The 14,504-nt window shown below is 39.3% G+C and carries 11 protein-coding genes and 1 pseudogene; 3 read left to right on the forward strand and 9 right to left on the reverse strand.

Features of this window, described 5'->3' with window-relative positions; translation table 11 throughout:
• Positions 1-4: 4 nt before the first annotated feature.
• Genes kwaA through OOJ59_RS12020 form a run of 4 tightly spaced genes read right to left on the reverse strand, consistent with a single transcriptional unit; the run spans position 5 to position 6,613 of the window.
• Positions 5-598 carry an anti-phage protein KwaA gene (gene kwaA / locus OOJ59_RS12005; RefSeq protein ID WP_021241921.1) on the reverse strand — a complete coding sequence of 198 codons (594 nt, stop codon included), beginning with the start codon at positions 596-598 and terminating at the stop codon, positions 5-7.
• 51 nt (positions 599-649) lie between these two features.
• Complete coding sequence (locus tag OOJ59_RS12010; RefSeq protein ID WP_021241922.1) at positions 650-3,889, reverse strand: type I restriction endonuclease subunit R; 3,240 nt, start codon at positions 3,887-3,889, stop codon at positions 650-652.
• Between the two features lie 55 nt (positions 3,890-3,944).
• Positions 3,945-5,069 carry a restriction endonuclease subunit S gene (locus tag OOJ59_RS12015; RefSeq protein WP_021241923.1) on the reverse strand — a complete coding sequence of 375 codons (1,125 nt, stop codon included), beginning with the start codon at positions 5,067-5,069 and terminating at the stop codon, positions 3,945-3,947.
• Positions 5,066-6,613 carry a type I restriction-modification system subunit M gene (locus tag OOJ59_RS12020; RefSeq protein WP_021241924.1) on the reverse strand — a complete coding sequence of 516 codons (1,548 nt, stop codon included), beginning with the start codon at positions 6,611-6,613 and terminating at the stop codon, positions 5,066-5,068. Before OOJ59_RS12020 ends, OOJ59_RS12015 begins: the two co-directional genes overlap by 4 nt.
• A gap of 211 nt (positions 6,614-6,824) precedes the next feature.
• Here OOJ59_RS12020 and OOJ59_RS12025 point away from each other — a divergent pair.
• Positions 6,825-7,099, forward strand: a pseudogene (locus tag OOJ59_RS12025) (integrase core domain-containing protein); the annotation flags it as partial.
• Positions 7,100-7,772: 673 nt separating this feature from the next.
• Positions 7,773-8,132 carry a hypothetical protein gene (locus OOJ59_RS12030; RefSeq protein ID WP_004114822.1) on the forward strand — a complete coding sequence of 120 codons (360 nt, stop codon included), beginning with the start codon at positions 7,773-7,775 and terminating at the stop codon, positions 8,130-8,132.
• A gap of 30 nt (positions 8,133-8,162) precedes the next feature.
• Here the strand turns inward: OOJ59_RS12030 and OOJ59_RS12035 are convergent, their stop codons facing one another.
• The 5 genes from OOJ59_RS12035 to OOJ59_RS12055 all read right to left on the reverse strand — a co-directional run bounded on the left by OOJ59_RS12035 (position 8,163) and on the right by OOJ59_RS12055 (position 13,383).
• Positions 8,163-8,597: a hypothetical protein gene (locus tag OOJ59_RS12035; RefSeq protein ID WP_004114820.1), complete on the reverse strand. Its 435-nt coding sequence runs from the start codon at positions 8,595-8,597 to the stop codon at positions 8,163-8,165.
• Positions 8,598-9,495: 898 nt separating this feature from the next.
• Positions 9,496-9,978: a Mov34/MPN/PAD-1 family protein gene (locus OOJ59_RS12040; RefSeq protein WP_031275127.1), complete on the reverse strand. Its 483-nt coding sequence runs from the start codon at positions 9,976-9,978 to the stop codon at positions 9,496-9,498.
• Complete coding sequence (locus tag OOJ59_RS12045; protein ID WP_021241926.1) at positions 9,971-11,845, reverse strand: ThiF family adenylyltransferase; 1,875 nt, start codon at positions 11,843-11,845, stop codon at positions 9,971-9,973. The genes OOJ59_RS12040 and OOJ59_RS12045 overlap by 8 nt, the downstream gene beginning before the upstream one ends.
• On the reverse strand, positions 11,838-12,992 hold the full coding sequence (locus tag OOJ59_RS12050) for a hypothetical protein (protein WP_021241927.1): 1,155 nt from the start codon (positions 12,990-12,992) through the stop codon (positions 11,838-11,840). The genes OOJ59_RS12045 and OOJ59_RS12050 overlap by 8 nt, the downstream gene beginning before the upstream one ends.
• Before the next feature lie 16 nt (positions 12,993-13,008).
• Positions 13,009-13,383, reverse strand: a complete 375-nt coding sequence (locus tag OOJ59_RS12055; RefSeq protein ID WP_123912595.1) for a hypothetical protein — start codon at positions 13,381-13,383, stop codon at positions 13,009-13,011.
• A gap of 442 nt (positions 13,384-13,825) precedes the next feature.
• Here OOJ59_RS12055 and OOJ59_RS12060 point away from each other — a divergent pair, with 442 nt between their 5' ends.
• On the forward strand, positions 13,826-14,449 hold the full coding sequence (locus tag OOJ59_RS12060; protein ID WP_370605921.1) for an Arm DNA-binding domain-containing protein: 624 nt from the start codon (positions 13,826-13,828) through the stop codon (positions 14,447-14,449).
• Positions 14,450-14,504 lie beyond the last annotated feature (55 nt).

Here is a 14,504-nt window from a genome sequence, read left to right on the forward strand (position 1 = left end):
ATCTCTATATTATTTTAGCCAAATAAGTTTCATCGTCGATTTTTATATACTTTATACTATCTGTGCTTTTTAGAACACCACGGCATATAATTGTGCATTTTTTAACACCTCTATCATGAACATTAGCTTTGTATATTCTGAATCCGAGTATTGCAAGTGATGGATTTGAATAAAACCTATTTGTTTTTACGTATATCGCGCCGATGACAAATATCATCAATCCTAAATTTAATACAGTTCGTTTACTGTCGACATCAGTAAAAACTAAGGGCATTATATAAGTGGTTAAAAACTCTAAATGCTCATGATTTTCATTGCTAATGTCTGATACAGTACATGCAACAGACCAGCCCGAACCAAAACTATTTGCAAGAATTATTAAAATAATTGCACCGATAAAGATGAAAACCAAACTAACTATGAAAACGATATTTCTCACTCTCAATGACGAGATCGGAAAAGTAAAATTTTCAGTGAAAATATAGTCCCACACATTTTTTATCAAAACCTTATCGTAGGACATAATTAATAATGATAAAAATAAAAGCCACAGTGATAGTATATATAGTACTGTTTTAAGATATGGCCTGCTATCCATTAGCTTCTCCTGTATAACTTAAAATAGTTTATATGCTAAAAATTTAGGGAATCATTTTCCTAATTCTCCAGCTAAAAGTTCAGCCTGCTTCAAAATGGTCTCTGTGGCGAGCAAGGACATATCGGGTGGATAACCATATTTTTTGAGCAGACGTTTTACCACCACGCGAATTTTTGCTCTTGCTGCTTCTTTCACTGTCCAGTCAAGACTGACATTGTTGCGGATAGCCTCCGTAAGTACGACTGCCAGTTCTCGTAGTTTTTCCTTTTCCATTAACTCGCGAGCACTGTCGTTATCTGCAACAGCAGAATAGAAGGCATATTCATAAGCGCTGAGGTTTAACTGGGTGGCAAGGCTGTCAGATTCCTGGATAGTCTTGGCAAGCTTGATTAGCTCATCAATTACCTCCGCTGCGGTCAGTACCTTGTTCTGGTAGCCATTGATTGCAGAGGTCAGCATATCAATCAGTTTTTTGCCTTGGGTGATACTTTGATTCGAGCGAACCTTGATCTCGTCAGAAAGCAGTTTTTTAAGCGTTTCCAAAGCAATATTTCTGTGTTGGTAATCCTTCATTTCCTGAAGGAATTCTTCAGAAAGAACGGAAATATCAGGCTTTTGTATCCCAGCAGCGTCAAAAATATCAACAACTTTATCGGTAACCAGAGCCTGATCGATAGTCTGTTTTACCCGAACTTCGAGACTGTCATTGTGTTCTTCTTCTGATCCGTCTGAGTTTTCAGTAAATTTATTCAGTCTGGCTTTTACTGCCTGGAAGAATGCTACTTCGGGTGCCGCTTCCATTGCTTTATCGTGCGGTGTCGCCAATGCAAATGCCTGCGATAAGGCTGCAACCGCAGCCAGGAAACGCATTTTACCTTTACCGTTATCCAGCCCTAAAATATGGTTTTCTGATTCAAGAATAATTGTCAGGCGTTGTGAGGTAGTTGCGGCAAAGTAAGCTTTGTAATCGTATCCATGCATCATGCCTTCCAGGATTTCCAGCTTTTCCTGCATGAGCGTTACGGCTTCTTCCTGAACTTCGGCTGGATCACCACGTCCTCCGGCATCGGAGTAGAACGACAAGGCTTCTTTTAAATCAGAAGCAATACCCAGATAGTCAACCACTAGACCACCGATTTTGTCCTTGTACACGCGGTTGACACGGGCAATGGCCTGCATCAGGTTGTGGCCCTTCATCGGTTTGTCGATATACAGGGTATGCATACTTGGCGCATCAAAGCCGGTCAGCCACATATCACGCACTATCACCAGTTTCAGCTTGTCGTCGTCGTCTTTCATTCGGTTAGCCAGAACCTGACGTTCTTTTTTAGTGGTATGGTGTTTAGCGATTTCTGGCCCGTCAGCAGCGGAAGAGGTCATCACGACTTTAATCACGCCGTCATTTAAATCATCGCTATGCCATTCGGGTTTAAGTGCGACGATTTCCTTATACAATTCAGCGGCAATACGACGGGACATGGTAACAATCATGCCCTTGCCATGATCGGCATTGGACTTTAAGCGTTGTTCAAAGTGCTGGACCATATCCGCTGCAATGGCTTTAATGCGTTTTGAACTGCCAATCAGCCCTTCGATTCTGGCCCATTTAGAACGTTCTTTCTGGGTAAGTGTCAGCTCATCCTCGTTAAACTCATCGTCAAACTCTTCGATAAGCTGTCGACCCTCATCACTGATGGCAATTTTCGCCAGACGACTTTCATAGAAGATACGCACGGTTGCACCGTCTTCAACGGCCTGCGAAATATCGTAGATATCAACGTAGTTACCGAAAACAGCAGGGGTATTTACGTCCGTTTTTTCTATGGGGGTTCCGGTAAAGCCCAGATAGGTCGCATTGGGTAAGGCATCACGCATATATTTGGCAAAGCCATAAACGGTGCGCTTACCTGTTACGTTGCCTTCGCTGTCTTTCACGTCAACTTCTTTGGCGCTGAAACCGTACTGTGAGCGGTGGGCTTCATCAGCGATAACGACAATATTGGTTCTGTCTGACAGCAACTCAAAGATATTACTGCCATCATCAGGTTGAAATTTTTGAATAGTGGTAAACACCACACCACCAGACGCGACGCGCAAATATTCTTTGAGTTCTTCCCGGTTATCAGCCTGTTTAGGTGTCTGACGTAGTAGCTGTGTAGCAGAAGAAAACGTACCGAATAGCTGATCATCAAGGTCGTTACGGTCAGTGATCACAACCACGGTCGGATTATCCAGCGCCAGTACAATTTTCCCGGTATAAAACACCATCGAAAGCGATTTACCGGAACCTTGGGTATGCCAGACTACGCCCGCTTTGCGGTCCCCGGTTTTTTGCGCATTAACGAGATCTTTACTGTTACGCCCCTGCTGGCGTACTGCTACTTCGGCAGAGGGGGAGTCCGCATTCACCGCCGAGGCACGGATAGTGGAAAGTACCGCCGCATTGACAGCGTAGTATTGATGATAAGCCGCCATTTTTTTAACAGTACGGATACTGATAATCCCTTTGCTGTCTTCATGTTTGCTGGCCTCAAACACGATAAAGTGGCGGATCATATCCAGCAGTGTTACAGGATTAAGCAACCCCTGTAACAGGACTTCGAGCATTGGCTGGGTACTGGTGGCTTGCGTTTTGCCGTTTGATGTTTTCCATGTCATATAACGACTGAAATCGGCAGAAACCGTCCCCGCTTTGGCTTCCAGCCCGTCAGATATCACATTAAATGTATTGTAGGTAAACAGGCTGGGGATTTGGTTCTGATAGGTTTTAATCTGGTTATAAGCACCTGCAACCGTTGCATTTTCGTCAGCGGCATTTTTAAGTTCGATAACGACTAATGGCAGACCGTTGATGAACAAAATAAGATCCGGTCTACGGGTATGGTTGCCTTCTTTGATGGTGAGCTGATTAATGACCAGAAATTCATTATTCGTGGGATCGTTAAAGTCGATCAGGCAGGCCAGCTCTCCTTGTGTATTACCATCCTTACTGACTTCGATATTAATTCCTTCGGTCAACAGGCGATGAAAAGCCAGATTGTTTGCCATCAGGTCAGGTGTGCTGATCTGCATCACCTGTTTCAGGGCTTCCTCACACTTCTGTTCGCTAAGGTGCGGGTTCAGACGTTGCAGGGCAGTACGCACTTTATCTTCAAGGATAACCTGCTGATAGCTACGTAACGGATTGATGCCACTGGGTTCAATGTCCGGGCCGTAAACATACTCATAGCCCAGACCTTGCAGGTGCTCAATCGCCATTACTTCAATATCGGATTCGGTCATCTTTGCCATGCGTATTGTCCTTATTGCTTACCCAGAGAACGGGCTGTGTATCCGCTTAATTATTTTATGCTACTGACGCGATTGCTTGTTCTGCATACTGAACCCGTACTTCACCGCTCATCAGCTTCGGTAAGAGAGTATCTCGGAGGGTTTCTAGGGTCTGTATTTTTTTGTAGTTGTTATGAATCTTGTTCCAGTAAGAGCCAACAAGTTTATGAAAGTTTTTTAATTTTTCCTCACCTGGATAGAGGAATAAAACATTGCCAATGTCTTCTGGTTTTAAAGAAGGATAGGTTGACGTAGAACCTTCTGCTATTGAGTGCAGATATTCGGTCATATCCTCAGAAGTTAAAAGATAGTAAATAAAAAATGGGCTAATTGATTTGCCAGAAATGACGCAAAAACCTGTTGAAACAACGAGATTTGACGGTGGATCAATGCAAATACCATAATGACACTGATCTGGGCGTACTGTTGATATTATTATGTCAAACTCATTGACTAATCTTTTAGCTCGACTTGGTGCCTCTGATAACAGCATGGTTTGAAGTTCAGATATTTTCCCTTTGGTTAGAGAACCTGTATCCAAGTATTGAATCTCTTTGAAATCATACTTTTTACTTATTGATGATTTATTTAGCTCAACATATTGATTGAGGCTTTTTTCAGGCCATTCATCTTGTGCTTCTTCAATAAACCACTGCCTGAACAGGGTTTCAGCCATAGATTCCAGAGTTTTATTCTGGCGATGAAGCAGATCTATTTTGTCATCAAGAGAGGACAGCACAGAGGCAATAGATTTTTGTTCATTAGGATTTAATGCTGTTTTTGTTTCAATTGAATTTAACAGCTTTTGTGTTAGCAGAGGATGACTTGAACCTTCTGCAAATTGATTTAAATCTAAGTTTTTTAATAGATAATATAAATATTTTGTATTATGTTCACCAACCGCTTTGGCTGACAGAGCATTGTCAGAAATCCAAATGGGCTTATTTTCATAATAAGTAGCACCGCAATAGGCCCCTACACGACCAATTATGATTGTTTCATGATCATAGTTAAAGTGAGATACATAGCTCATAATACCGTTGCCGCCATATACTGGAATATTTCCAGAATCTAATGGCCGGGATTTGCCATTACCAAACGACAACAATGACGCTAGATTTACGTTTGACCACTCACTCATAACATCACCTTCGCCAGATTATCAGCGATAGTTTTATTCAGGCGCGCTTCTTCTTCCAGTTGTGCTTCAAACTCCGCTTTAAGAGCAGTAAACCGTTCTTTAAAGTCGAAATCGTCTTCTTCATCAGCGAGACCGACATAACGACCCGGTGTCAGCACATAATCGAGTTTAGCCACTTCATCAATGTCTACGGAAGCACAGAAACCAGCAACGTCCTCATAGTCACCACCTTTATTACGCCAGTTATGGTAGGTATCAGCAATGGTCTTGATATCGTCGTCAGAAAGCACTTTGGTACGACGATTAATCAAATGACCAAGATTACGGGCATCAATAAACAGAATTTCTTTACTGCGATCACGATACTGGCTGCTGTTTTCACGATCACGGCGCATAAACCATAATGCGGCAGGGATCTGGGTATTCAGGAACAGTTTTGCGGGTAAGTTAACGATACAGTCAATAACATTTGCATCTTTAACCAGCGCCGCACGGATATCACCTTCACCAGAACTTTTCGAAGTCAAAGCCCCTTTTGCCAGCACAACCCCAGCCTGACCTTTTGGCGACAGGTGATACAGAAAATGTTGCATCCAGGCAAAGTTAGCGTTGCCAGCAGGAGGGATACCGTATTGCCAACGGGCATCACTCCGAAGTTGTTCACCTGACCAGTCGGAAACGTTAAACGGTGGGTTAGCAATGATAAAATCAGATTTTAAATCTTTATGGGCATCGTTCAGGAATGAGCCTTCACTGTTCCAGCGGACGTGTTCTGAGTTGATACCACGAATAGCAAGGTTCATTTTTGCCAGTCGCCAGGTCGTCTGGTTGGATTCCTGACCGTAAATCGAAATATCGTCGATATTACCCTGATGAGCTTCAACGAATTTCTCTGACTGAACAAACATACCACCAGAACCGCAACAGGGGTCAAACACACGGCCTTTGTAGGGTTCCAGCATGTTGACCAGCAGGCTTACAATAGATTTAGGCGTATAGAACTGACCGCCTTGTTTGCCTTCTGCCAGTGCAAATTCACCAAGAAAGTATTCGAATACGTGGCCTAAAACGTCAGCAGAACGCGCTTTGGCATCTCCCAAAGCAATGTTGCCAATCAAATCTATCAGTTCCCCCAGCACTGTGGCATCAAGATTCTGGCGAGCATAGACTTTCGGCAAGACTCCTTTTAGCTGTGGGTTACCCGCTTCGATAAACTCCATCGCATCATCAACCAGCTTACCGATTTCCGGTAGCTTGGCCTTAGATATCAGGTAACTCCATCGCGCCAGTTCAGGAACATAGAACACGTTATAGGCGGTATATTCGTCTTTGTCTTCCGGATCGGCTCCTGCAAATTCACCTTCTCCGGCTTTTAGCTGTTCGTAATGTGATTCAAAAGAATCTGAAATGTATTTAAGAAAAATCAAGCCCAGTACCACGTGCTTGTACTCTGCGGCATCAATGTTTTTACGTAGCTTATCAGCCGCTTTCCACAGGATGACCTCTAACGGGTCTGTTTTGATTTCTTTAGGTTTTCTAGCCATTAGCGTAACTTCATGAATAAGGAAAATCGCCCTATTTTGCCTTAAAGTTCCGGTTGTTACGAGCTTATAAAGCGATTAATTTTTTATCTGTTTTAGTGTGTTTGTTTAGCTCAGCAAGTGCAATGACTCATGGAGTAAGTGCTTTGTAGCGGGATTGTAGATGTCAGCTCATTGCCGTCAATGGAGCCACTGTCATTGGCATAATTGCTGCACAGCCGATGCCACGCGTACATTCGCCAGTTTACTGGGGTTCATCGTGTGTACTACACCAGTACACAGTCCAGAAAGTAACGGCATGGCAGAATCGTTTGTGAAGACGTTCAAGAGGGGTTACGTGTACGTAAATGATCTGCTGGCTGTATGCAGTCTCAGTGATGGAAAAAATGGCAGAATGGATAGAGGGCTATAATAATCTGCGTCCACACAAGGGGGGGGAACATGAAATCGCCACGCGAATATTGTGATGCCATATTAGCAGTTAATTAGCCGTGTCCGTTTTAGCAGGGGTAACTCCAGTATTCAAAAAGATTTCTTAGTGCACATACATGAGGTGAATATATGCACAGGCTATGACAAACCATAACTATAATTTTCAATATTTAAAATTCTCCGTTACAGCAAGACATTCCTTGCACATTAAATTCCATCTAAGGTTGAATTTTTAATTTAATAAGGTTGTAATTAAAATGATGTGTATGGGGTTGTTTGTAAAATTATTTTTTTATTTTTGATAATGATAGTTAAGGGGGGAGGGGCTATTCAAGGATATAGATATTCAAGGTTGGTAGCGGTTTGGTTTCTTTTCTAACCGAAGGGCAGAAAAGCAAGGGGAACTCGAAGAAGCAAGCGCAGCGGCTTCGCAGAGTTAGCCCTTGCTTCATTTCGCTATAATAATAAAAAATCGCAGTGCCTGATATTTTATATAAAGATATACAGCTTAACTTGCATTTATTTTAAAGCTTCTCTTGCAGCACAGAAGATGCTATAAATTTCCGCTTCGGTTGAATAGATGACACTGTATGGTGCTTATAATTAAAAAATTATTCACTCAAGCAATTCTTTTTATAATAAATATTAGTTATTTCACAAAAATGCTTGACATTCTTTCTTAAAGTGATTAATTGTAATGTTGTATAAATTTAAAACAAGAGGTTAAATAATGACTGAATATAATACGGCCTTCAATGAAGTAGACTTGCTTATGAATGAGATGCTTGAAAAATTAAATATATCATTAAATGAAACGAATTTATATCCAACTGATGATATGTTTCGGATAATTGTGCAAGAGATTGATGTTGAAAATTTAAAAATACTATCTTTTATTTATAACGAAGGATCTCAAGAGGTTATAGACAATATGACTCCCGTAATAAAAGAATTCATGTACTGGTGGGGAGATAATTTAGATTATGGTACTATTAATATCCAATCTCTAATTGCAAAAAAAGAAGAAAAAATAATTTCTTCAATCATATTAGAAAATTCAGATAAAGCTAAAAAAATAAAAAGAATTTGATGGCTAATTGCAATCCTGACAATCATGCTCTCATGACCATTTTTTAGAGGGATGAGGGGCTGTTGCATTCACTTCATAGGAATACCTACTCATAGAGGCTGTCTGGCACGAGCGAAGCTCTTTGATCTGTTTCTTGACTGCGAAGATCTCTGTTTTAGCTAACTCACTATTGCTACTTTTTGCATCAAGATGGCTTATAAGGCGGTTCAGCTTTTGGGATATGTTAGACTGTGATTTCCAAGCTTCAACATTGATAGCAGGAACGACAGGAGGAAGCCTATCAAGAGAAGTTAAACGAAGCCATTCGCCTTTGCTTTTGTCACCTCTGTTTTTATTGAGAATAGCCAATTCTTCTTTATTAAATCGAACACTGACACAATGTATTCGCAAAGATTGAGCAGGGGGGATATGATTATTGACTGGTTTAAAATCATTTGTATAGGATAAGGTTATTGTATTACTCATAGAAACTCCTTTTCATATGTGTATTCGCTTTATGGTGAGCAATCCTTGCACACCCATAATACAGTTATAATAGAAATGCAATTTATGTCAATTAGTTAGATAAGACTTTGACTTTCTTTCTTTTTCAACCGAAGGGCGAAAAACAAGGAGACTAAACGAAGCTCCGCTTCGTTTAGTCATACCTTGCATCTATATAGATGCTATTGACATACTCATATAATGTTGTATCAATGGATTATTGTTAAAATAGATGAGGCCTGATTATGATTAATAATAAAAAAATACTATATCTGTTGGCTTTTATGTTCCTGTTATCATTCATATACACTTTTTTCGTTAATGAACTATTAGCTAACAGCAATAGTCTTGGTGAAACATTTATAATTTTACTACCTATATATTATATTATTGTATTCCCTTTTGTTTTCTTTCCTGTAAAAAAGTGTAGCAACTGAAAATATTAACTACACTTTTAAGAATTGAAATATGATTAGTTTATGAATCTACTGACGAAAGCCGAAATTATTTTTGCGAACGACAATGCTGCAATTATTACGAGAAGTGCATAGCCTAACCCGCTTTGAAGGAATATAGGAAAAAGGTCATTTTGGACACCAGGTAAAGAATCAACGCATAAACTTATCGCAGCCGAAGCTGTCGCAAATGAAAATAGCCACTCAGCTTGTACTTCGTATCTTTTATAAAATACAGAAAAACCTAATGACAAAATTGCAGGGGGAATTAAGAGTATATATTTAGATAAGCTTTCATTAGAGTGATACTTATGATTAATTATTACCCCAAGAACAACGAAGCCAGCAAAAATAAATAACAGTATTAATATGATTAACCACCGTGGATATGATTTACTTGTGCTATTCATATAATTACAACCTTTTTATTTGTTTGGTTTTTGATATGTGAATTTATATAACATCTTCCCATCTGCTGCTGATAAATAACAGTGTGAAATATTTTCTTTGTTTGGGATTATTAGCATGAGAAAAAAAGGTCTTGTATGACCTGATTTGATAAATAAGTCTTGGATACTGCGGATATCTGTTCCTGATGGGCTTGCCATTCCTTCGTTATGTGTATGCCAATCACCTAAGTAGTGGAAACCCTGCTTGAATAACGATATGATATCTTCTTTGGCTTTTTTCTCATCTAACTTGAAATAATTTCTTTTCCTCAAGTCAGTAGAGCCTGGTGTAGTTATTTTATTGATTTCAATCTCAGAATCATTGAGATTATTGGAAAATAGCATACCTCCTGATTCTTTACTAAAACAGTGGGTTTGACGATGAGAAAATAATTCATCTACTATGCTTTGGCTGATGCATATTTTGAAATCTAATTCGGCACAATGAAATTTATGCATCACTTTTTTCCCAATTAGAATTTTCAAAAATCAAAGGTATAATACAATCACCCTTTCCTGGGTTTCCGAATTGTGCAATCCATTTATCATTCCAGTTACCACCAAGTTCTAAAAGCTCTGCTTCTCTTCCTATGTAACTATATGCAAAAGATTTATTTGAAAAACGATCCATGATTAGATCTATTACAGTTCTTGCCGTTAGAGCATGTAAATTAGTCAAAGGGATAGCTCCGTATGGTTGGAACTCTCCGGCACATGCTGCTATTCTTTTACGAGTATTTTCTTTCCAGTAAGTAGCAGGATATTTTAATGCACCTATATTTTTGCCTTCTGTAATATGCCAGCTATTAAAAGCATTAGAATCCACTTGGTTGACTATTACATGCCCCGCCATTGCATGAGCTTCAACAAATGCAAAGACAATAGCACCGAGAATGTCTTCCGACTGTCTTTTAATTAACTGCTGTTCAGTATTCCAATGTGCAGTGCAGCTTACTATAATATCGGCTTCTGCAATTTTTTTGTTATACTTGGAATCTTCTGTCCAATCTTCATTAAAAGCTTCTATATAGACATTTGGAAACTCTTCCCGTAGCCTTGAGGCAAGAGCTAATGCTTTATTTTTATAAACAGAATCAAATCCTAATAGATGACGAGAGGAGTTTTCACTCTTCATTAAATCATCATCCCAAAGCATCATTTTTCTAATGCCTGATTGAAGTAACAGTCTTGATACCGAAGATCCTACTGAACCACATCCGACGATAGCTACTTTATGTTCAGAGATTTTCTTGTAAGTTTTGTTATGCTCACGACCCGTTAACCAAGAATCGTCAGAACGGTCTACTATAAGATTTTCTGTTTTAGTTTGGCCTATTCTATTTTTTAAAATCTTTCCATCAATGTAATTTCTATAACCATCTAATAAAGCTGTATTTCTGAATCGACCCCGACTAATACCTCTGGTATCAAAGCGGTCAGTGGCAAGATCACTAACTCCCTTAGGAATCTGTATTCCTATAATATTCATCCCAGAAGGCGTTGGGAATGAAACTAGAATTATGGGCTTGACATTGAACATATTAGCACAAGATCTTAAGATCAATTCAATAGTGCTTTCTGGATCTTCCTGTTGCTGATTTATGAGTTCAAAAAAATCCCTTGCAGTTTTGGGATATTGACTCGGATACCAGGCTTCATTGAAGAATATCAATGGAATTGAAACTACTTTAGAGAGTTGCTGTTGCCTTATTCGTTTATCTTTTGAATTACTTCCATCCGATTCTAATGGCAATATTTTTTGGTTTTCCAACCAGTTAATTAATTCTTTTTGTGTGTCAGAATATATTACTCCAAATTTCCGGGTCCGATAACCGAAAACCAACCTTGTGTTTTTATTTGTTAGATCACACTGGCTTATAAGTCGATCTATTTTATTACATTGATAAATCCAATAGTTCTGGAACTCATCAATAAAATCCTCATTTAAATCACCATTTATTCCTTTTCTTAGCATTAGTATAGCATCGTTTAGTAAATCGACTGCATAGGTCATATCATTATGATCGATGATATAAATGTCAGGCCAAACACATAACTTGCCATTTTTTTCCAAGTGTGGGAGTTGGCAAACATCAATTTTTGGTGAGGAAATAAACACATCTGGGATGTCAAATTGACTAAGAGTTTTGTATCTTAGTTGCAATACAATAGGTTCATTACTAAATTCTAAATCAGTTACTAATTCCCAAGCACAAACATATTTACCGTTGAATTTTGATAATTCATTCGTAGAAAGCTTCCTTGCACCATAAGGTGCAAGGATAGTGCTCAACTGATCTATCTTTTTATTAAGACAATCAGGCATAACCACCACCACCTTGTCTATTTACAGCGGCACTTGATGATTCGGCCATACCTAATGCAGATGCAGCAATTTTCTTAATACCGTTATCGGAAATTTCAATCTCTAACGGAATATTCTCTCCATTCTTTTTATGGTCTGACACACATAAAAACTGACCTTGCACATCATCTACTATTTTTTCATATTCTTCTTTGGCTCGGTATGCTGGAGGATCTTTTTCGTCATTTTCAATTGTTTTAGAGCTTGAAATTATAAATGCTTTTTCTTTTGCTCTATTAAAAACTTCCATAGCTTTCTCGGAAGTTTTAGCATCATCTCCTTTTTTGCTTAAACTATCATGAGATAGACTATGCCAAGAACAGTGATGTGGTGCTTGTAAAATGTCATAATCTAACCATGACATAGAATATTTATTGGTTAAACGATCTCTAACACCTTCCCAACAAACGACTTCTGCATCACCACCACTTAAAAAGTGTGCAGTTTTATTGTCACCTTTAATTTCAAAATTTATTATTACGCTGGAATGATTTTTACCTAATTTATCTTCCAACTCATCAAGATCTTTCTTGGGTGAAGGACCCAATAAATGAGCTTCAAAATATGAAGAATAACTTTGATTAATCCAGCGGGTTTTTTGGTCTAATTCTAATAGGATACCTGGTATGTCGTCTGTTTTCCCATCTTCGTCTTTTCCTAAGACCAGAACTTGGTTTCCAACTCCATCCAAATAATTTTTTTCTTTATAAAGATTAACTCTTCTCTTAACTTCTTTATTCAAAGCTATTGCATCATCGCATAACGGATGATTTTGTGCATGGTGTCGCCTGAATACAATTGGACTTGACCAAATCTCATTTATAAAAATTTTATCGTTCTTCTCACTCCAATCTTCTGGTTTTCCTAAATGAAAGTGGTCAGCCACCCCATCACAATGATCTGAATCAGGGTGAGTCCAAATAAAAAGATGGACAAACAAACGACCTTCGTTATTTCGAGGAAGCTTTTCTCTGAGTTGGGTGCGAACATCAGGATGTTCTTCACCATCCCTGATGCGACAATCTATTAAAATATTTTTATCATCTTCCGTTTGGATGAGGGTCATATCCCCATTCCCAACGGGAAAGAAGCATATCTTTGCAGACATATCATATCCTTTTTAATTATTTCTGATCGGAATTATCACCCGATCTTGCTGTGCGAGATTTTTCAATCCCAAAAATAGCCATACCAACATCTTCAATTTTGCCAACGAACTTATCGACATTCAACCCTGCAAAGAAGGCAAATGCCATATATCCGTAGTCACCACCACTGCCATTTTGTGATGCATCTAACACTATTAATCCAGCTTTAAGGAATAGATAAGCCACTACACCGCAGATGCCACTAACGATAGGTCTTAATACATACCAAACATGCCAACGGTCATCCCAACAATTCCTAACACATTTGTTTAGATATACTCCACGAATGCAGTAAAGAGTTCCACCAAGAACACCTATCAATCCACAACGAATCATGAGCTTCTTACTCATGATCCATTCAGGGAATACATCGCCCTTTACTAATCCTGCATACACAAGCACAACAAGTAAGAGTAATGTGAAGAGATAACCGATTATCCTTTTCATATGTAGCCTATAAGTAACTTTTGAAGAGGGTTTTTATATTTATTCATTTTAGATCATGACATTAGATTGTCTAGAGAAGTACTGCTGCATCATTGGGGTGTGGGCGTCGAAATTCTCTTGTGTACTCATCAGTTTATGATGTCCATTTTCTTAAATTTTAACGAGTTAGTGAATTTTGTTGTTCTCATTGAGTTTCACTTTGTCTCATTGGATCTCATGAAATCCTACATTTAAATGTAGGTTAAAGTGTAGCTTGCCAACCTATAGCCTGGTAAAATATGGCTACATACAGCACAACCTACATTTTTGTTCATAACTACATAAGGTGCATGATAACGGAGTCTTTATGGTAGGAAAACAAGAGGGAAAGCCACTTTCGTTTAAAGCGGTAGAAATGATGAAGCCTGGCGACAAAGATAAGGCTGATGTAGGCGAAAATCGTGGCTTACGTGTCTCCTGTGGTGCAACTGGGGTTAAGTCTTTTTTCTACCGTTACACAAGTCCTCTGACTGGCAAGCTTGCTCAGGTTAAAATTGGTAACTTCCCGCAGACTTCTCTCGCCGCTGCACGTCTTAAACTCCACGAATTAAAGCTCCTCCGACAGGAAGGCCGGTGCCCTGCGACTGAACTCAAAAAAGATAAGATCCAGCGTGCGATTCAGGCTGAACAAGCTAAGATCCCTGAATTGACCGTACAGGGATTAGTTGAACTGTATCTTACCGAACGTATTGAGGATCGTAAAACGAAGGACGGGAAGGTTATTCCCGGCGCCAGAAAGCCGAAAGGGCAGGCTGAGGTTCGTCGTACTCTCTATGGTGACGCCGTTAAAAGCCTAGGAGCCCGAAATGCTGCTGAGATTACGCGCCAGGATGTTATTAATTTAATCAATGGCATTGTATGTTACCAACGGTGCAAAACTGATCCACCCCAGCGGTTGAAAATTGATCCAGGGGTTAATCTGCTCCTCTGAATACAGGGGAGCTTATGATCACTTTTGAGATTCGTATGGAAATTAAAGTCCTGCA

The organism is Citrobacter sp. W9, assembly GCF_026719375.1.
In the GTDB taxonomy this organism is placed as follows: Bacteria; Pseudomonadota; Gammaproteobacteria; order Enterobacterales; family Enterobacteriaceae; genus Citrobacter; species Citrobacter werkmanii.

What these genes read in the sequence shown, in the direction of transcription:
- kwaA (WP_021241921.1), bottom strand. Translation starts at nt 598, where the DNA reads ATGGATAGCAGGCCATATCTTAAAACAGTACTATATATACTATCACTG.
- OOJ59_RS12040 (WP_031275127.1), bottom strand. Translation starts at nt 9,978, where the DNA reads ATGCATAAATTTCATTGTGCCGAATTAGATTTCAAAATATGCATCAGC.
- OOJ59_RS12050 (WP_021241927.1), bottom strand. Translation starts at nt 12,992, where the DNA reads ATGTCTGCAAAGATATGCTTCTTTCCCGTTGGGAATGGGGATATGACC.
- OOJ59_RS12035 (WP_004114820.1), bottom strand. Translation starts at nt 8,597, where the DNA reads ATGAGTAATACAATAACCTTATCCTATACAAATGATTTTAAACCAGTC.
- OOJ59_RS12015 (WP_021241923.1), bottom strand. Translation starts at nt 5,069, where the DNA reads ATGAGTGAGTGGTCAAACGTAAATCTAGCGTCATTGTTGTCGTTTGGT.
- OOJ59_RS12020 (WP_021241924.1), bottom strand. Translation starts at nt 6,613, where the DNA reads ATGGCTAGAAAACCTAAAGAAATCAAAACAGACCCGTTAGAGGTCATC.
- OOJ59_RS12045 (WP_021241926.1), bottom strand. Translation starts at nt 11,845, where the DNA reads ATGCCTGATTGTCTTAATAAAAAGATAGATCAGTTGAGCACTATCCTT.
- OOJ59_RS12030 (WP_004114822.1), top strand. Translation starts at nt 7,773, where the DNA reads ATGACTGAATATAATACGGCCTTCAATGAAGTAGACTTGCTTATGAAT.
- OOJ59_RS12060 (WP_370605921.1), top strand. Translation starts at nt 13,826, where the DNA reads ATGGTAGGAAAACAAGAGGGAAAGCCACTTTCGTTTAAAGCGGTAGAA.
- OOJ59_RS12010 (WP_021241922.1), bottom strand. Translation starts at nt 3,889, where the DNA reads ATGGCAAAGATGACCGAATCCGATATTGAAGTAATGGCGATTGAGCAC.
- OOJ59_RS12055 (WP_123912595.1), bottom strand. Translation starts at nt 13,383, where the DNA reads ATGAGTAAGAAGCTCATGATTCGTTGTGGATTGATAGGTGTTCTTGGT.